Origin of the sequence: Pseudomonas sp. SLBN-26 (assembly GCF_006715895.1) — a bacterium.
GTDB lineage: Bacteria > Pseudomonadota > Gammaproteobacteria > Pseudomonadales > Pseudomonadaceae > Metapseudomonas > Metapseudomonas otitidis.
In genome coordinates this window covers 777,599-795,429 of sequence record NZ_VFOB01000001.1, presented here as the reverse complement: position 1 = coordinate 795,429, position 17,831 = coordinate 777,599, and the positions used below count along the sequence as shown (strand labels likewise).

The 17,831-nt window shown below is 67.8% G+C and carries 17 protein-coding genes; 6 read left to right on the top strand and 11 right to left on the bottom strand.

Features of this window, described 5'->3' with window-relative positions; all coding sequences use genetic code 11:
• Positions 1-2 precede the first annotated feature (2 nt).
• Positions 3-314 carry a cyclic-phosphate processing receiver domain-containing protein gene (locus FBY21_RS03825; protein WP_044399400.1) on the top strand — a complete coding sequence of 104 codons (312 nt, stop codon included), beginning with the start codon at positions 3-5 and terminating at the stop codon, positions 312-314.
• Here FBY21_RS03825 and FBY21_RS30055 read toward each other — a convergent pair.
• From FBY21_RS30055 to FBY21_RS03810, 3 genes are all read right to left on the bottom strand, one after another.
• A complete protein-coding gene (locus FBY21_RS30055; protein ID WP_142008738.1) occupies positions 299-1,969 on the bottom strand; it encodes a methyl-accepting chemotaxis protein in 1,671 nt (556 codons plus the stop codon). The two genes, FBY21_RS03825 and FBY21_RS30055, sit on opposite strands and share 16 nt — an antisense overlap.
• Before the next feature lie 272 nt (positions 1,970-2,241).
• On the bottom strand, positions 2,242-2,673 hold the full coding sequence (locus FBY21_RS03815) for a hypothetical protein (protein WP_142008736.1): 432 nt from the start codon (positions 2,671-2,673) through the stop codon (positions 2,242-2,244).
• A gap of 31 nt (positions 2,674-2,704) precedes the next feature.
• Entirely contained in the window at positions 2,705-3,448 is a 744-nt protein-coding gene (locus tag FBY21_RS03810) for an AAA family ATPase (RefSeq protein WP_142008733.1), read from the bottom strand.
• 133 nt (positions 3,449-3,581) lie between these two features.
• Between FBY21_RS03810 and FBY21_RS03805 the strand changes: the two genes are divergently transcribed.
• The 4 genes from FBY21_RS03805 to FBY21_RS03790 all read left to right on the top strand — a co-directional run bounded on the left by FBY21_RS03805 (position 3,582) and on the right by FBY21_RS03790 (position 9,328).
• Positions 3,582-4,463, top strand: a complete 882-nt coding sequence (locus FBY21_RS03805) for a formate/nitrite transporter family protein (protein WP_142008731.1) — start codon at positions 3,582-3,584, stop codon at positions 4,461-4,463.
• A gap of 67 nt (positions 4,464-4,530) precedes the next feature.
• Entirely contained in the window at positions 4,531-5,052 is a 522-nt protein-coding gene (locus FBY21_RS03800; RefSeq protein ID WP_044399411.1) for an RNA polymerase sigma factor, read from the top strand.
• Positions 5,049-6,074, top strand: coding sequence for a FecR family protein (locus FBY21_RS03795; protein ID WP_083422442.1), 1,026 nt, complete (start codon positions 5,049-5,051; stop codon positions 6,072-6,074). The genes FBY21_RS03800 and FBY21_RS03795 overlap by 4 nt, the downstream gene beginning before the upstream one ends.
• 647 nt (positions 6,075-6,721) lie before the next feature.
• Positions 6,722-9,328, top strand: a complete 2,607-nt coding sequence (locus FBY21_RS03790; RefSeq protein ID WP_142008729.1) for a TonB-dependent receptor — start codon at positions 6,722-6,724, stop codon at positions 9,326-9,328.
• A gap of 70 nt (positions 9,329-9,398) precedes the next feature.
• Here the strand turns inward: FBY21_RS03790 and FBY21_RS03785 are convergent, their stop codons facing one another.
• The 4 genes from FBY21_RS03785 to FBY21_RS03770 are packed head-to-tail and all read right to left on the bottom strand — an operon-like array spanning position 9,399 to position 14,217.
• Positions 9,399-11,042, bottom strand: coding sequence for an EAL domain-containing protein (locus FBY21_RS03785; RefSeq protein WP_142008727.1), 1,644 nt, complete (start codon positions 11,040-11,042; stop codon positions 9,399-9,401).
• Positions 11,042-11,584 (bottom strand): response regulator, encoded by a 543-nt coding sequence (locus FBY21_RS03780; RefSeq protein ID WP_044399431.1) that lies wholly within the window; start codon positions 11,582-11,584, stop codon positions 11,042-11,044. Before FBY21_RS03780 ends, FBY21_RS03785 begins: the two co-directional genes overlap by 1 nt.
• Before the next feature lie 4 nt (positions 11,585-11,588).
• Entirely contained in the window at positions 11,589-12,938 is a 1,350-nt protein-coding gene (locus tag FBY21_RS03775) for an HD domain-containing phosphohydrolase (protein WP_142008725.1), read from the bottom strand.
• On the bottom strand, positions 12,931-14,217 hold the full coding sequence (locus FBY21_RS03770; RefSeq protein ID WP_253543633.1) for an ATP-binding protein: 1,287 nt from the start codon (positions 14,215-14,217) through the stop codon (positions 12,931-12,933). Before FBY21_RS03770 ends, FBY21_RS03775 begins: the two co-directional genes overlap by 8 nt.
• A 120-nt stretch (positions 14,218-14,337) precedes the next feature.
• On the opposite strand from FBY21_RS03770, the gene FBY21_RS03765 reads away from it, so the two are divergent.
• A complete protein-coding gene (locus FBY21_RS03765) occupies positions 14,338-15,015 on the top strand; it encodes a DUF6901 family protein (protein WP_142008722.1) in 678 nt (225 codons plus the stop codon).
• Here the strand turns inward: FBY21_RS03765 and FBY21_RS03760 are convergent.
• From FBY21_RS03760 to FBY21_RS03745, 4 genes are all read right to left on the bottom strand, one after another.
• The gene (locus FBY21_RS03760; protein WP_074972162.1) at positions 15,000-16,334 is read right to left on the bottom strand and encodes an ATP-binding protein; all 1,335 of its coding nucleotides are present in this window, start codon (positions 16,332-16,334) and stop codon (positions 15,000-15,002) included. The genes FBY21_RS03765 and FBY21_RS03760 overlap by 16 nt on opposite strands.
• A 1-nt stretch (position 16,335) precedes the next feature.
• Positions 16,336-16,938: a chemotaxis protein CheC gene (locus FBY21_RS03755; protein ID WP_139233677.1), complete on the bottom strand. Its 603-nt coding sequence runs from the start codon at positions 16,936-16,938 to the stop codon at positions 16,336-16,338.
• Positions 16,938-17,297 carry a response regulator gene (locus FBY21_RS03750; RefSeq protein ID WP_074972160.1) on the bottom strand — a complete coding sequence of 120 codons (360 nt, stop codon included), beginning with the start codon at positions 17,295-17,297 and terminating at the stop codon, positions 16,938-16,940. The genes FBY21_RS03755 and FBY21_RS03750 overlap by 1 nt, the downstream gene beginning before the upstream one ends.
• A 144-nt stretch (positions 17,298-17,441) precedes the next feature.
• Positions 17,442-17,831 (bottom strand): nuclear transport factor 2 family protein, encoded by a 390-nt coding sequence (locus FBY21_RS03745; RefSeq protein WP_142008720.1) that lies wholly within the window; start codon positions 17,829-17,831, stop codon positions 17,442-17,444.

The window sequence follows — 17,831 nt, the reverse complement described above, 5'->3', positions numbered from 1 at the left end:
CAATGAAGGTCTATCTGGACGACGAACGCGCGACGCCCGAGGGCTGGGTCCGTGCCTGGTGGCCGGATGAGGTGATCGCGCTGCTGGAGACCGGCCAGGTCAGCGAACTGAGCCTGGACCACGACCTGGGCGATGACCAGCGTGGCACCGGCTATGACGTGATCCTGTGGATCGAGGAAGCGGTGGCGCTGCGGGGGTTCGTGCCGCCGCACATCCATGTGCATTCGGCCAATTCCGCCGCCGTGGCGCGGATGCGCGCCGGGGTGCGGGCCATCGAGGCGCTGGCGGCGCGCAACGCTCAATCGGCGCGGTAGCGTCCTACCAGGCGCTGCAGGCCGCCGGCCATCTCGGCCAGGCGCTGGGTGATGCCGTTGGCGGTGTGGCTGCTCTCGGCGGTGTGCTGGGCGATGGTGACGATCTGGTGCACGTTGTGGTTGATCGACTCGCAGACCCGGGTCTGCTCGGCAGCGGCGTCGGCGATCTGGGCGTTCATGCCGTTGATGATGCCGGCGGCCTCGCTGATGGCCTCCAGGGCCTGACCGACCCGGGCCACTTCGGCGACGCTGCGGGCGCAGCCCTGGCGGATCTGCTCGATGACGGCGATGGCTTCGCGGGCGCCCCCCTGGAGGCGCTCGATCATCCCCTGGATTTCCGCCGTGCTGCTCTGGGTGCGGCCGGCCAGGGTGCGCACTTCGTCCGCCACCACGGCGAACCCCCGCCCCTGCTCGCCGGCACGGGCCGCTTCGATGGCGGCGTTGAGCGCCAGCAGGTTGATCTGCTCGGCCACGCCACGGATCACGTCCAGTACCCCGCCGATGTTCTCGGACTCGCTGCCGAGCTGGCGGATGGTGGCGACGCCTTCCGCCACCTGGCCTTCCAGCCCGCGGATCTCCGCCGTGGCACCGCCCACCAGGCTGCGTGCCTCGTCCACCCGGTGCTCGGCATCACGGGCGGCCTGGGCGGCGCTGGAGGCACTGCCGGCGATCTGCTGGGCCGCGCCGGACATTTCCTCGGTGGCGGTGGCCAGCTGGTCGCTCTCGCGGTGCTGGGTGTCGATGCCCTGGCCGATGCCGGCCATGAAGGCTTCCAGCTCTTCGCTGGCGCGGCCCAGGGTGTCGGAGGACTCGCGGGTCTGCCGCACCAGGTGGCGCACCTGTTCGGCGAAGCGGTTGAAGGAGGTGGCCAGGGCGCCGAGTTCATGACCGCTGGATTCGTCCAGCCGGCGGGTCAGGTCGCCCTCGCCCCGGGCGATGTCCTCCATGGTGGAGACGGCCTGGCCCAGCGGTGCATGGATGCTGCGCACCAGCAGCATCACCAGCCCCACCACCAGCCCGAGCAGCAGCACCACGGAGAAGCCGCCGCGCATCAGGCTCTCGCGCAGGGCTCCGGCGAACTCCTCGTCGAGGGCGGCGACCAGGGCGTCTAGGTCGTCGATGTAGAAGCCGGTGCCCAGCACCCAGTCGTTGCCGGGCACGGGGACGACGTGGGCGAGCTTGGGGGATGGGGCGTCCTGGCCCGGCTTGGTCCAGCCGTATTCCAGGTAGTCGCCGCCGCGCTTGGCGGCCTCGATGTACTCCTGCACCAGGGCGCGTCCGTCCGGGGTGCTGGAACTCCAGTAGTCGTTGCCTTCCCGCGAGGGGTTGTCGCCACTGACCACCTGCACGCCGTGGGTGTCGTAGACGAAGAAGTAGCCGCTGTCGCCGTCGAAGCGCAGGGCGCGCAGCAGGTCCTTGGCCCGCTCCGGCTCGCCCCGCGCGAGGGCCGGCTCGACGGCGGACAGGGCCAGCTCCATGTAGTTGGCCAACTGGTCGCGGCGCGCATCCAGCAGCGACTGGCGCAGGGTGTCACGCCCCAGGTCGCGCAGGTCGCGGGCCTGGTCGAAGCCGGTCCAGGCGCCGGCCAGCGCGAGCAACAGCAATGGCAGCATGGCCAGCGCGAGGATCTTCTGCTTGATGGACAATCCCTTCATTTCCCACCCCTCCGGTCAGTGAACTGGCTCCGGGTTCTAGCACAGGGCCCAGCCCTGTTCAGGAGGCGACGCGAAGGGGCTGGAACCGAAGCGAGGGCAGCCGGCCGATGCCGGGCCGTCTGCGGCGCAGGCCCTGCCGAGCCTGTAGGAAAAGCGGCGCCAGGCGGGTCGAACGACCTGACGCAGCGGGGCGGCATTTCCCGCTGAAGGCTGGGTGGGCACACCGCCATCACGCGCTACGGGCCGTCAGCCTGGCGCGCCTGGAGGCGGCCTCAGAGCGCCGGCCAGGCCTGCAGCAATCCCGCCAGGTGCAGGCCACCCAGGGTCAGGCAGATGAGCGAACTCCACAGCCAGAACGCCGGGCTGCGGCCGAGCCCGACAGGGATCAGCGCCAGCCCGGCGACTCCGCGCAGCAGGTAGACGGCGGCGACCCCGCCCAGGGCCAGGCGGCTCAGGGGCAGCGGCCGGCCGAGCCCGGCGCAGAACGCGTACAGCGCAAACAGGCCGAGCACCAAGGTGATGCCCAGGGTCACCCGCGTGGGGAACGGGCTGCCGGCCTCGGCCAGGCGCGCCATGCGCTCACCGGCGCCGAAGAAGCGGTACCAGGGCGCGCCATAGCGGATGCAGCCGAGGTGCAGCAGCGCGGCGAGCGCACTCAGTGCGCCACCGGCCAGCAGGAAGGGGTTGGGGAACAGGTCGTCCATGGTCGGGTCCGTCCGTAGGTGGTGGGCAGGTTCAATCCAGCAGGGTGCGCAGCGTGCGTGCGGGGTTGGCGAGAAAGCCCCGGGTCACCCGCACGTGTTCGGTGTCGTCGTAGTTCACCCGCTCGAGGCCCTGGGGCCCGCACTGGTAGATCCAGGCGCCCGGGTAGGCCATGAGGATCGGCGAGTGGGTGGCGATGACGAACTGCGAGTCGTCCTTCACCAGGTCGTGGATGCGCGCCAGCATCGCCAGCTGGCGCTGGGGCGAGAGCGCGGCCTCGGGTTCGTCCAGCAGGTAGACGCCCTTGCCGCCGAAGCGATTCATCATCAGTGCGAAGAAGGATTCGCCGTGGGACTGCTCGTGCAGCGAGAGCCCGCCGTAGGAGTCGATCACCGGCGGCGCCGGGGCGGGCTCGGCGTCCATCCGCTCGATCTCGGTGGCGACGTTGAAGAAGCTCTCCGCCCGCAGGAAGAACCCGTCGCGGGCGCGGCGCACGCCCTTGCCGACCCGCAGGGCCTGGTGCAGTTCGGAGTGGGAAGCCCAGGTGCCGAAGTTGAAGTTGCGGGTGCCACCCTCGGGGTTGAAGCCCAGGGTCACGGCCAGCGCCTCCATGAGGGTGGACTTGCCCGAACCGTTCTCCCCCACCAGGAAGGTCACGGTGGGGCTGAACTCCAGGCGCCCCAGGTGCCTGACCGCCGGGAGCGAATAGGGGTAGTCGCTGCGGCCCTCGGCCTTGTCGGCCTTCAGGCGCATGTCGATCAGGTAGCGCGTGTCCATCGCGGGCCTCCGAAAACAGGCCGCCATCCTAGCCAGCGGCGACTCCTTCCACCAGCCGCCGAGCGGCACGAAACGCAGCCGAACCAAACGCCGCTTGCGAGGATCAACCCTGCATCACCTGCAGGAGCCCACCATGAGCGAAGACGGCAAGACACCGGGGCTGTCCCCCCGCGAACGCCAGGACGTGAACGAGAACCAGCCGCCCCGGGCGGCGGTGCTCCACGAGATCATCCGCACCCAGGGCGACCAGGAACTGGAGCGCAAGGCCGCCGCGCTGTGGTGGTCGGCCCTGGCAGCGGGCCTGACCATGGGCCTGTCGCTGATGGCGATGGGTTTGCTGCATGCGCGCCTGCCGGACAGCCCCTCCAGCCAGGTGATCGCCAGCCTGGGCTACTCGGCGGGCTTCCTGGCGGTGATCCTCGCGCGCCAGCAGCTGTTCACCGAGAACACCCTGACCGCCGTGCTGCCGGTGATGAGCCAGCCGACCCTGCACAACCTCGGCCGCCTGCTGCGCCTGTGGAGCGTGGTGCTGGCGGGCAACCTGGCCGGCACCCTGCTGGTGGCCTGGGTGATGCTGCACCTGCCGATCTTCGACGGCGCCACGGACCGTGCCTTCCTCGACATCGGCCGCAAGGTGATGGAGAACGACAACGGCCAGATGTTCGCCAAGGGCATCGTCTCCGGCTGGATGATCGCCACCCTGGTGTGGATGATCCCCTCCCAGGAAAGCGCCAAGCCGCTGCTGATCATCCTCGTCACCTACCTGATGGCCCTGGGGGACTTCACCCACATCGTGGTCGGCTCGGCTGAGGTGTCCTACCTGGTGTTCGCCGGGCACCTCGATTGGGCAACCTTCTGGCTCGACTTCGCCGGCCCCACCCTGGCGGGCAACATCGTCGGCGGCAGCCTGATCTTCGCCCTGATCAGCCACGCCCAGGTGCGCAGCGACACGCGCCGCCTGCACGATGCGCGCACGGCCGAGGCGGAGGCGCCAAGGCAGCGCAAGCGGAGCTGAGCGGGCCGCTACCCAACACAAATAAAAGCAATTATCATTTGCGACTTTCTGGTGGCCGGATGTCGCAGTGACCCCTTCCAACCTCGATGCCGTATTCCTCGCCCAGCGCATGCCGCTGTTGCGCACCCTGGCCCGCATGGTGAAGAGCCCCAGCGTGGCCGAGGACCTGGTGCAGGAAACCTACCTGCGGGTGGCGCGGACCCTCCACGAGCGGCCCATCGACCACCTGGAGCCGTTCCTCTTCCAGACCGGGCGCAACCTGGCCCTGGATCACCTGCGGCGCGTGCGCATGCAATCACGGACGCTGCTGGAGGACGTGCCCGAGGCGGTGATCGAGGCCGTGGCGGCCCCCACCTCCTCCACCGAGGACGGCCTGCACGCCGAGCGCCTGCTGGAGCGCCTGGGCGACACCCTCGGCCAGTTGACGCCCCGCCAGCAGCGGATCTTCGTGCTCAGCCGCCTGCATGGCCTGAGCTACGGCGAGATCGCCGAGCAGCTCGGCGTCTCGCCCAGCACGGTGCAGAAGGAACTGAAACTGATCATGACCCTCTGCCTCACCCTGATGAGCCGGCTGGACCCGCCCGCATGACGGGGTTTCGCTCCTGCCCGGGTTCGACAAGAATAGGCGCCCCCCGCCCCGAGGACGCGCCCGTGCCCGACGATCACCGCCCTGCTTCCGATGCCCACCCACCGGTGGACCCGGCCTGCCTGGGCGAGGCGCTGGACTGGCTGATCCTGCTGGAGGAAGCCGATGACGCGTGCCGCCAGCGCTTCGAGTGCTGGCGCACGCAGTCCCCCGAGCACGCCCGCGCCTTCGAGGCCGCGCGGCGGATGTGGAACGCCCCGCTGCTGGGTGAAGCCGCTGCCCGTCTGGAACCCACCCTCGCCCGTCCCCGCTCCGGCCGCCGGCTGCGTCCGCTGTGGGGTTTGGCAGCCGCGGTGCTGCTGGCGGTGGGCGTGGGTTTTCACAACGAGCTGGTCTTGCGCGTGCAGGCCGACCACCTGACCGCCACCGGCCAGCGCCAGACCGTGGAGCTGGCCGACGGCTCGCGGGTGCTGCTCAACACCCGTACGGCCTTCGCCGCCGACATCGACCCGACCCAGCGCAGCGCCCGCCTGCTGCAGGGCGAGGCCTATTTCAACGTGGCCCGGGACCCCAGCCGCCCGTTCGAGGTGGAAGCCGGCCCCGTGAGCCTGTCGGTACGCGACACCACGTTCGCCGTGCGCTACCTGGGGGACGAAGCCGAGGTCAGCGTGGAACGCGGCGAGCTGGACCTGCGTTCCCGTCGCAGCGATGCGCGCATGAGCCTCGCCGCCGGCGACAGCGTGCGCATCGGCCCGGATGGCTTCAGTGATCGGCGCCGCCTGGCCGCCGAGGACCTGGCCTGGGTACGTGGTCGCCTGGTGTTCCAGGACTGCCCGCTGCGCGAGGTGCTGGCGGAGTTGCGGCGCTACTACCCCGGCTGGATCATCAACACCGACGAGCGCCTGGGCGAACGCGCGGTGACCGGCAACTACCGCCTCGACGACCCCATCGCCGTGGTCCGCGCCCTGGCGGACATCACCGCCGCGCGCCTGCACGAGTACCCCGCGCTGGTGGTCATCGACTGATCCCGGCGCCCTGCCACCCTCCTCCACGCCACATGACTGTCTCGGATGCGGGCCCCTGCGCGCTTGCTGGCGGCACGGGCCGGGAGCCTTGCGCGCGGATTCCCCGGGCTGAAGCCCGGGCTACGTTGGTGCCCGCGTGGGAAATTCCATGTCCATTTGCCGTAGCGAGGCGAGGTCGATAGGGCTTCTGATTTCTCATCACGGCAAAGGTGGTCCTTGCCAGGACGCAGGGGGGACCGCGCTTCATCGGTCCACCCTGCGGGGTCACGGCGAACGCAATTGGTGGATGGAAAAAGCGCCATCCACTCCGCGCCGAGCCAATGGCGCGCTGCCTTTTGTGTGAAGCCCGTAGGATGCGGTGAGCCCGGCGAACCGCATCGATGCCCCGTACGTGACGGCCATACAGGGAATGTCCCAACCCGCCTGGCGGCACCCGGTGGGAGCGGATTGATCCGCGATGCGCCAACGGCGCGGCTGCCGTTTCCGGGAAGTCGCTCAGGCCCGTTCCAGGCGCGTGGCGGCTCTGCGGCAAAGCCGGCTGAAAGTTTTTTTACGCGATTGCGGCGGGACGTTCGTCTGGTCAGATGCCAATGCAACTGATTCGCATTAGATGCGCATCACCAGACGGACCGAAGAGAGCCGAACCCATGACCACGCGTTCCACCTCCCCCGCCCTGCGTCGCCTCGCCCACCCTGCCAGCCTCTCGCTGCTGGCCCTGTCCATCGCTCTGGGCAGCGCACCCGCCAGCGCCCAAGGCGCTGCGCCCCAGGCAACCGGCCAACTGGCCAGCCAGGGCGGCTACAGCTTCACCATCGCCCGCCAGCCCCTGGTTGATGCGCTCAATGCCTTCAGCGCCACCAGTGGCTGGCAGGTGGGGCTCTCGGCGGACCTGGCCAGCGGCCTCCAGTCCCCGGGCGTCAACGGCCGGCTGCCGGCCGAACAGGCCCTGAAGCGCCTGCTCAACGGCACCGGGCTGGACTACAAGCTGGTGGGCGAACGCAGCGTGGTGCTGCTCAAGACCGCGACCCCGGGCCTGGCCATGGAACTGCAACCCCTGGCCGTCACCGCCACCCGCCAGGAGCAGCGAGCCAGCGAGGTGCCTGCCAGCGTCAGCGTGGCCAGCCGCGAGCAGCTGGACCGCCGCAACGTCAACAGCATCAAGGACCTGGTACGTGGCGAACCCGGCGTATCGGTAGGCGGCGCCGGCCAGCGTGCCGGCATCACCGGCTACAACATCCGTGGCATCGACGGTGACCGGGTGCTGACCCAGGTGGACGGTGTCGAGGTGCCCAACAGCTTCTTCTACGGCCCCTACGCCCAGACCCACCGCAACTACGTGGACCCGGAGATCGTCAAGCGCGTGGAGATCCTCCGGGGCCCGGCCTCGGCACTGTACGGCAGCAACGCCATCGGTGGTGCGGTGAGCTACTTCACCCTGGACGCCGACGACATCATCAAGCCCAGCCGCGACACCGGCGCCCGCCTGAAGACCGGCTACAGCTCCGCCGACGACAGCTGGCTCACCTCCGGCACCGTCGCCGGCCGTCACGAGCAGTTCGACGCCCTGCTGCATCTCTCCCAGCGCAACGGCCACGAGACCGAGTCCTACGGCGGCCATGGCGGCACCGGCCTGGGCCGCACCGAAGCCAACCCGGAAGACGTGCGCACCACCAACCTGCTGGCCAAGCTGGGCTGGAACTACAACGACACCGACCGCCTGCAGCTGACCTACGAGAAGTACAAGGACGACCGCGACACCAACCAGCTCAGCGCCGTGGGCGGACCGTTCAACGCCGGCAGCGGCTTTGGCTACTACAAGGCCCGCAGCGGCAACGACACCATCACCCGCGAGCGCTTCGGCCTGGAGCACACCCTGGCCCTGGACAGCCTGCTGGCGGACAACCTGAAGTGGAGCCTGAACTACCAGATCGCCAAGACCGACCAGAGCACCCAGGAGCGCTATGCGCCCGGATTCGGCGGCAACACCCTGCGTGACGTGATGCGCTACCGCGAGACCACCTACAAGGACCGCCTCTGGGTGCTCGATGCGCAGTTCGACAAGGCCTTCTCCCTGGGCGAGACCGAACACCTGCTGACCTACGGCGCCAGCCTCAAGCGCGAGGAAGTCACCGGCCTGCGCAGCGGCAGCGCCGTGTGCGTAGCCTCGGTGGGCAGCTGCACCAACCGCGTCGGCCAGACCAGCCCCACCGCCAGCGACAGCCTGGCTCCGCAGAGCGACTTCCCGGACCCGACCATCCAGACCTACGGCCTGTTCCTGCAGGACCAGATCCGCTGGAACCAGTGGACCTTCCTGCCGGGCCTGCGCTACGACTACACCCGCCTCAAGCCCGAGCTGACCGACGAGTTCCTCGCCACCATCAGCAACGCCAGCGTCACCGCCTTCAGCGACAAGGCCCAGACCTGGGACCGCGTCTCGCCCAAGTTCGGCGTCACCTACGACTTCGACGAGCACTACACCGCATTCGGCCAGTACGCCGAGGGCTTCCGCACGCCGAGCGCCAAGGCGCTCTACGGCCGCTTCGAGAACATCGCCGGCGGCTACGTGGTCGAGCCCAACCCCAACCTGGAGCCGGAGAAGAGCCGCGGCGTGGAAGCGGGCCTGCGCGGCCAGTTCGATGCCGGCAGCTTCGACGTGGCGGCCTTCTACAACGAGTACCGCGACTTCATCGACGAGAACGCCAGCGTCGCCACCAGCGGCACCACCTTCAAGAGCGTGAACATCGCCCACGCCAGCATCCGTGGCATCGAGGCCAAGGGCCGGCTGAACCTGGACGCCTTCGGTGCCCCGACCGGCCTCTACAGCCAGGCCTCCATCGCCTACGCCCGGGGCCGCGACGACGACACCGGCGCGGCGCTGAACAGCGTCAACCCGCTGACCGGCGTGTTCGGCCTGGGCTACGAGCAGGACACCTACGGCACCCTTCTGAGCTGGACCCTGGTCAAGCGCAAGACCCGCATCGACCAGGGTGACTTCAACGCCCCGGATGGCCGCAGCAGCCAGTTCAAGACCCCGGGCTTCGGCGTGCTCGACCTGACCGGCTACTACAAACTGACCGACGACCTGACGGTGAACGCGGGCCTCTACAACCTCACCGACAAGAAGTACTGGCTGTGGGATGACGTGCGGGGCTACGACGGTGTGGGCGAGGCCGGCGTGACCAGCCCGGCCAACCTCGATCGACTGACCCAGCCAGGGCGCAATTTCGCGGTCAATCTGGTGTGGGATATCTGAGCAACCACTCGACACGACAAAGGGGCCCAAGGGCCCCTTTTTTCAGCGCAGCATCCATGCCGCTCGTCCTTTACTGCAACGCCAACTCCACCGCCTGAACCAGGTGTGCGTCGTTCCAGGGCTTGCTGATGAAGCGACAGACCGCGCTCTGGCTGATGGCCTGCATCAGCGTCTGGGCGTCGTTGTGGCCGGTGAGGAGGATGCGCCGGCACGCCGGGTAGAGCTGGCGTGCGCGGCTGAGCAGTTCCACCCCGGTGATGCCCGGCATGCTGTGGTCGGAAATGATCACCTGCACGGGCTGGCTGGCCAGCAGGGCGAAAGCTTCCTCGGCGTTGCCGGCGCACAGCACGTTCCAGCCACGACCCCGCAATACGCGTCGCAGGGCGCCGTGTACGGCCGGTTCGTCGTCCACCAGCAGCAGCGTGGGAGCGTCGGGGTGGTCGGCGCAGGCCGGTTGGGGGAACCAGCGCCGTGCCTGGCCGCGCCAGGGCACGACGGCGTCCAGGGGCATCGGTCGGGCGGCGAAGTAGCCCTGCCACTGGTTGCAGCGCAGGCTCTGCAGCAGGCGCATCTGGGTTTCCTGCTCCACGCCTTCGCAGAGCACTTCCACGGACAGGTGCTGGAGCATGGCCATCAGTGCGCGAAACAGGGCCAGGGCGTGGGCGTCCTCGCCGGTGCCACTGAGGAAGCACCGGTCCACCTTGACCCGGTCCACCGGCAGGGTCTGGAGGTAGCCGAGGTTGCAGAAGCCGGTGCCGAAGTCGTCCAGGGCCAGGCGTACGCCAAGGCGGCGCAGGCCGGCCAGTTGCTCGCGCACCAGGGCTTCGTCGTCCAGCAGGCAGGACTCGGTGATCTCCAGCTCCAGCCGCGAGGCCTCCAGGCCGTGGCGCTGCAGGGTGCGCTGGACGAAACCCACCAGTTGGCGGTCCCGCAGCTGGGAGGGCGACAGGTTCACTGCGAGGGTGGCGTGCTTCTCCGCCAGCAGCGCGCGGGCATCGGCGATGGCGCGGCCCAGCACCCATTGCCCGAGCCCCACCATCAGCCCCAGCCGCTCCGCCACCGGGATGAACTTGTCCGGCCCCAGCAGGCCGCGGGTGGGGTGCTGCCAGCGCACCAGGGCTTCGTAGCCGCAGACTTCGCCGGTCTGGCAATCGATCTGTGGCTGATAGTGCAGCACCAGCTGCTCTTCCCGCAGGGCGGCGCGCAGTTGGCCGCAGAGCTCGGCCTCGCGTCGGGCAGCCACCAGGCGGGCTTCGTCGAGGTAGCGGTAGCGCCCGCCGCCTTCGCGGCGCGCTTCGCGCTGGGCCAGCTCGGTGCGGCTGTAGAGGCTGGCGAAGGTGCGGTCGCGTACCCAGGCCACCGCCAGGCCGACGCTGGCACGCAGGTGGAACACCTGCCCGGCCAGTTCCAGCGGTGCTTCCACCAGGGCGCAGAGGGAGGCGCCGAGGCGGTCGGGGGTGTCGCGGCCATCCGGCACGCCCAGCAGGAAGCTGTCCGGGCCGTTGCGCCACAGCCATTCGCCATCGCGCAGGGCCTCTCGCAGGCGGTCCTCGAGGTGCAGCATCACCAGATCGCCGGTTTCCAGGCCGTGGTGGGCGTTGAGGATGTGGAAGTCGTCGAGGTCGATCAATGCCAGCAAGGCACCCGGGGCGCAGGGTCCCTGGGCGGCAATCCTGTCCGCCAGGGAGGCGGAAGCAGGCGTTTGGATGTCCATCAGCGAGGCTCCGGTTCGCTCTCGTCCTCGAGCAGGATGGCGCCGTCCTCGCTCCGGGCGACGGCGAAGATCTCGGGGTGTTCCTGGCGCATCTTCCGCAGGTGCGCCTCGTGGGCGTCGATGGCGTGTTGCTGTTGCCTGACCCGTTCGAGCAGCGCCTTGCGCTCGACCTGGCTGTGCTGCAGTTCGAGGCAGGTGTGCAGGGTGCTGCGCAGCTCGTAGGCGTCCCAGGGCTTGGAGATGAAGCGGTAGACCTCGGCCCGGTTGATGGCGCGCACCAGCGTTTCGCGGTCGCTGTCGCCGCTGAGCAGCAGGCGCAGGGCGTCGGGCTGCAGCTGCTTGGCGAACTGGAGGAAGGCGATGCCGTCCAGCTCGGGCATGCGCAGGTCGGAGAGGATCAGCTCGTAGGTGTTCTGCGACAACGCCTCCAGGGCTACCTGGGGGTCGGTGAAGGCGTCGAGTTGCCAGCCCTCTCCGCGCAGTTCACGGCAGATGGCATTGACCACGGCGGGCTCGTCATCCAGCAGCAGCAATCTGGACATGGCATCACTCCAGGTGAGCGCGGGGCTTGGCCGCTTCAGGCTCACGGACGAACAAGGTGTAGGAAGCCGATTCGATGCCTTCGAAGGCAATCAGCTTGCGGATCAGCAGGTCCGAGAGGACCTTGCCTTCGTTGAGCAGCAACATGCCGTTGTCGGCGTGGAGGTTGCGCGCCAGCACCATGCCGGGCTCCAGATGCCGGGTGTCCACCGCCCGCACGCCCGGGTCGCCGATGGTGACGTCGGGCATGACCGTGGAGCAGATGGTGACGAAGCGCTCCACCAGTTCCGGGTCGTAGAGCCGCTCGGCGTACTTGCGGATGAACAGCAGGGCTTCGTCGCGGTTGAGGCGGCGCTCCAGCACCAGGCCGCATTGCAGTTCGACGAAGTCCACCGCCAGCTTGAGCATGCGCGAGCCCAGGGGGATGTCGTTGCCCCGCAGGTGGTCGGGGAAGCCGGAGCCGTCCCAGCGCTCCTGGTGGTGGCGGATCAGGCGGGCGGCGTCGTGCAGCGGCTCCAGGGCCATCAGCACCGATTCGCTCTGAGAGGGGTAGCGCCGGTAGAGGTCACGGTCCTTGCTGTGCATCAGGTCCGAGGGGCCGGTGATCAGCGCATCCGGCAGGCTCAGCTTGCCGATGTTGTAGAGGGCGGCGGCCATGCTCAGGTCGCGGGCCTGGTCCTCGGGCATGCCGAGGTCGGCGGCGAAGGCGCGGATCAGGGCGATGATCTGCTGGTTGGTCTGTTTCTCCCGGGGCAGGCGCTGGTTGACCAGCAGGGAGAACACTTCGGTGCTGAGCACGTAGCTGCGGCGCAGCTCCTCGTAGGCGAGGTCGAGCATGTCGGCCGTCTGCTGCAGCTCGGCGGTGCGCGCCTGGACGCGCTTCTCGAGGTTGTCGTTGAGGTTCTTGAGCTGCTGGTTCTGCTCCTGGGTCAGCTGCTGCAGGCGCTCGCGCTCACGCTCGGCGAACTGGTAGGCCAGGGCCTGGCGGATGGTCAGCAGCAGTTCTTCATCGTTCCAGGGCTTGCTCAGGTAGCGGTAGATCTGCCCTTCGTTGATGGCGGTGATGATGGTGTTGATGTCGGCATAGCCGGTGAGCAGCACGCTCATGCAGCCCGGGTCGCGCTTGTGGATCTCGGCCAGCAGCGTGGCGCCGTCCATGCCGGGCATGCGTGCGTCGGACACCACCAGGTCGATGGGCTGGGTCTCGAACAGCTGCAGTGCCTCGTCACCGCTGTGGGCCATGACCAGGTCGTAGGGCTGCCCCCGGAGCAACCGTCGGAGGCTGTTGAGGATGTTCTCCTCGTCGTCGACGAGCATGACGCGCGGGCGCGGCAGGCTGTCTTGTACGTCAGTCATGGTGTGCTCCTCCACTGGTTTCTCCCTGGTGGATCGGCAGGCGGATACGGAAGGTCGAGCCCTGGCCCACCTCGCTGGTGACGGTGAGGCTGCCGCCGTGCTTCTCCACGATGCTGAACGATAGCGCGAGTCCCAGCCCGGTGCCCTTGCCGACGGGTTTGGTGGTGAAGAACGGGTCGAAGATCTGCATCAGCTGACTCTCGGGGATGCCGCAACCGCTGTCGCTGACCTCGATCAGCACGTCGTCGCCGATGCGCTCGGTGTGGATGACGATGTGCCCGAAGCTCTCGATGGACTGGGCGGCGTTGACCAGCAGGTTCATCACCACCTGGTTGATCTGTGCGGGTATGCATTCCACCAGCGGCAGCTCACCGAAGTCGCACACCACCTCGGCCTTGTACTTGACCTCGTTGTTGACCACGTTGAGGGTGCTGCGGATGCCTTCGTGCAGGTCGGCGGGCACGAAGCGCTCGTCCCCGCTGTGGGAGAAGTCGCGCAGCGAGGAGATGATGCGCTTGACCCGCTCCACGCCATCGGCGGACTCGCTCAGCAGGCCGTTGATGTCGTCGCGGATGAAGTCGTAGTCGAACTGGCTCTTCAAGCGCTCCAGTTCCAGGCCGCCCCACTCGCTCATCTGGTCCACCAGTTGCAGCAGCTGATGCACGTAACCCACCAGGGTCTTGAGGTTGCTGGCGACGAAGCCCACCGGGTTGTTGATCTCGTGGGCGACGCCGGCGGCGAGCTGGCCGATGGCGGCCATCTTCTCCGACTGCAGCAGCTGGCGGTTGGCGGCCTGCAGCTTGATGCTCAGCTCGTGCAACTCGCCATGCTTGCTACGCAGTGCGATCAGGGCATGCTGCAGCGCCGGGTTGGCCGCCGCGCGGCTGCTGTCGAAGATCGCCAGGCCGTAGATCGCCTCGCCGGGGTCGGACTCGATGCGGTACAGCAGGGTGGCCTGGAGCATCGGCAGCGGTGTCGGCTCGTCATCGTCCGGCTGGGTGCTGAGCAGGATCAGGTAGGGCTGGTCGTGCCAGATGGTCTGCACCGGCTGGCCGCCCTGCCGGATCTGGTCGAAAAGACCGTGCCAGCGCGGCGTGTCGACTTCAGGAAAGGCCTCCACGAGGTGCATGCCGACGATGCCGGAGAGGTCACGCGAGCAGCGCTGGTGGATGAAGGGGTTGCAGTAGAGGACCCGTTGCGACCCGTCCAGCAGCAGGAAGCCGGCGGGGATCTGCTCCACCGCTGCGACCATCTGTTGCTGGAGAACCGTCGAGCTCATGGGAGAGCACCTGTTCACATCGGGCCTAAGCTGAGTATAGGCACGCGGATTGTAGATGATGGCAATTTGACGTCAGTCTACTGTCACTTCGTCGGAAACCGTTTCACGCCGGGAGGTCCCATGCACGCGACGAATTCCCTAGCGCACTACCACCTGACGTTCGAGGACGGTGCCGAAGTGTCGCTGGAGGCGCCCTCCCCCCAGCCGGACCCCGCCCCGGAATGGGCACGGCTGGAGCATTGCCAGTGCCGCAACTGCCCCCTGCGTGCCGAGGTCACCCCCTACTGCCCCTTCGCCCTGGCCCTGACGGGCCCCTTGCGTGCGCTGGAGGGAAGGCGTTCGTTCGACATGGTGAGAGTGAGCATAGACTGGCACGGCCGCCACCTGGAGCAGGTGACCTCACTGCAGCGGGTGCTCAGCTCGCTGATCGGCCTGATCGGTGCAACCTCGGGATGCCCGCGCACCCGGCTGCTGGCCCCGATGGCGCACTTCCACCAGCCCTTCAGCGGTGCTGGGGAGACCCTGTTCCGGGCCTTGGGCACCTATTTCATCGGGCAATACCTGCGTCAGCGGCATGGAATGAGCGCGAACTACGACATCGACGGCCTTCTGGCGATGTACCGGGCCCTGCGCGAGGTGAACCTGGGATTGGCCGAGCGCCTGCGCTCCGCCAGTCGCGCGGAACAGAGCGTCAATGGCCTGGTGCTGCTGGATGTGCTGGCAGCCGAAACCCTGGAGAACCTGCAATCACCGGAGGAGATGCTGGGCGAGCTGTTCGCGCCCTACCTGGAGACCTGAGGCGAGGCTGGCAGCTCGCCGGGGGGCTGGCGCACCGGTAGCACGACGCGGAAGCAGGCCCCGCCCTCGGCAGGCGACGTCACGCTGAGCGTGCCGTGGTGGCGCTCGATGATGTTGTAGGAAACCGACAACCCGAGCCCAGTGCCCTTGCCCACCGGTTTGGTGGTGAAGAAGGGTTCGAAGATGCGCCGCCGGAGGTCTTCCGGCACACCGGGTCCATCATCCTGGATGTCGATGAACACCGCGTCGCCCTGGGTGCCGGTGGTGAGGGTGATGGTGCCGTGATCGACGATGGCCTGGGCGGCATTGACGATCAGGTTGAGGAACACCTGGTTGATCTGCGAGGCGATGCATTGCACCGGCGGCAGCTGGCCGTAGTGCTTGACCACCTTGGCCTTGAACTTGATCTCGTTCCAGATGACGTTCAGCGTGCTGTCCAGCCCATGGTGCAGGTCGGCCATCTGCCACTCGCCGTTGTCCACGTGGGAGAAATCCCGCAGGTCCTTGACGATGCGCTTGACCCGCTCCAGCCCATCGCAGGACTCGTTGAGCAGGATCGGCGTGTCCTCGCGCAGGAAGTCGTAATCGGCGGCCTGCTTCAACGCCCGGCACTCGCTCACCAGGGACGCATCACCACAGGTCTCGATCTTCGCCTGCAAGCCGTCCACCAACCCCATGAGCTGCTCCAGGTAACCGCGCAGGCTGTTGAGGTTGGAATAGACGAATCCCACCGGGTTGTTGATCTCGTGGGCCACACCGGCGGCAAGCTGGCCGATGGCGGCCATCTTCTCCGATTGCAGCAGTTGCGCCTGGGCCTCTTCCAGGCGGCGGATCAACTGCGCCTGTTGCTCCTTCTCCACTTCCAGCAGGGCATTGAGGCGCTCCAGGTCCTGCTGGCGAGCGGCGGTGTCGGTGGCATCGGCAACGGTGATGCACACCGCCGCCGGTTCGCCCTGCTCGTTCTCCAAGGGGAAGAAGGTGCAGTTCTGGTACATGCTCGACAGCTGGCTGGTGATCGGCCGGGTGCCGCCGAAGGGGAACAGGTGCGGGCGCTGCTGCCAGGTGGTGAAGGCCAGGTTGCGCAGGGTCAGTACCCCGCGCACCTTCTGCCGCAACCAGCGCTCGGGCAGCTCGGGAAACAGCTCGAACAGCGAGCGTCCGACCGCATCCTCCGGCATGCGCCCACCGTGGATGACCATGAAGCGGTTCCAGAACAGCACGCGGCAATCCGCGTCCACCACCAGCACCCCCAGATTGATGTTCTCCAGCACGGTTTCCAGCACCGAGGAGGACGGACCCGGGGAGCCTGGGGCGCTCATGTCACAGCTCACTCAGCAACCGGTCGATGACCGCCAGCACGCTGCCCACCGTCTCCTCGGCGATGCACAGCAGCAGGTCACAGCTGAATTCGCAGGCCTCGACCTCGAAGCGGATCTCCATGATGAGCGCCCGATGGTCCTGCAGGGACTTGGCGCCCAAGGCGTCCTGAAAGGACGCGTGGCGAGAGAACACCGAGGGGGCGCCATAGCTCACCGGGATCTCGAACTGCTGTGCGAGGCTGTTGATGCAGGCGCCACTGAGGATGTTGGTGACATCCAGCATCAGCTCCTCACGCTGCTGGGTGTCGTGCTCGTCATAGCCCATCAGGTCGGCGAGCTGGTCGGCACCGTGGCAGCCGAAGCAGACGAACGCCTCGCCGCGCATCTGCCCGAGAAAGGACTGGCGGGTGACGTCCACCACCTGGCAACCGCCCAGCTCTTCCGGCACCTGGGCATCGCTGAGGCTGAAGGCGCTATGGATGCGCGGCACCGAGAGCACCACGAAGGTGTCGGTCAAGCGTGCCAATTGGTCGGCGGCCTGTCCCATGGCCACGTTCATCAGCTCCTGCAGCGCGTCGCGCTGGTCCTCGGTGAGCATGTCCATTACACGACTCCGATTTCATGGAGAACAGCCTGCATCGCTTCGCTGGTGATCGGCTTCTTGATGAAGGCCGCCGCGCCGAGCTCCATCACCCGCTGCCGGGCCAGGGGCTGGATGTCGGCGCTGACCACGATGATGATGGCCTCCGCCTCGGACTTGCGCAGGTGCTCCAGGGTTTCGAAACCGTCCATCACCGGCATGGTCAGGTCGAGGAAGATGATCTCCGCCTGGCCGGCCTCGTAGGCGGCGAGCACTTCCTGGCCGTTGGCGGCCTGGCTCACCTCCTCCGTGAGCAGCTCGGGGAGGGCTTTGAGCACCAGCTTGCGGGAGAGGCTGGAATCATCGGCTATCAGGACTTTCATACACGTGCCTCCAGTGGAGAGAGGTCCCTGTGAGTGAGCGTAGTCCAGCGATGTCATTTTGATGGCGTCAATCGTCGGACGGTCAAACCCCTTGCTCGTGAATCCAAGTGTGGCCGGCTTCGACGAATGCGCCACCCCGAGGCGTCAGGCCATGGCCTGGGCCACCCGCAGGGTGTCGGTGAACTGCTCGAAAGCCGTGATGCGGCCGCCTTCGAGTTGCCAGTGGTGGGCTACACGCGCCGCCATGGCCTTGCCGGTGGTGCGGTGCACGCCCCGGTAGGTGCCGATGCCGACGATGCTGGCACCGCCATCCACCAGGGCATCCAGCTCGAAGCGGTAACCTTCCCAGTCCCGCGCCAGCACGCTGAACACCTGGGCCACCACCTCCTCCGGGCCGATCCAGGTGCCGGCACAGGGGAAGCCGTCCATCTCGGTCCAGCGCACATTGGACGCGACCTCCGCCAGCATGCCGGTCAGGTCGCCGCGTGCCGAAGCCTCGTAGTGGTCGGCAATGATCTGCAGGTTGCTCTTCAT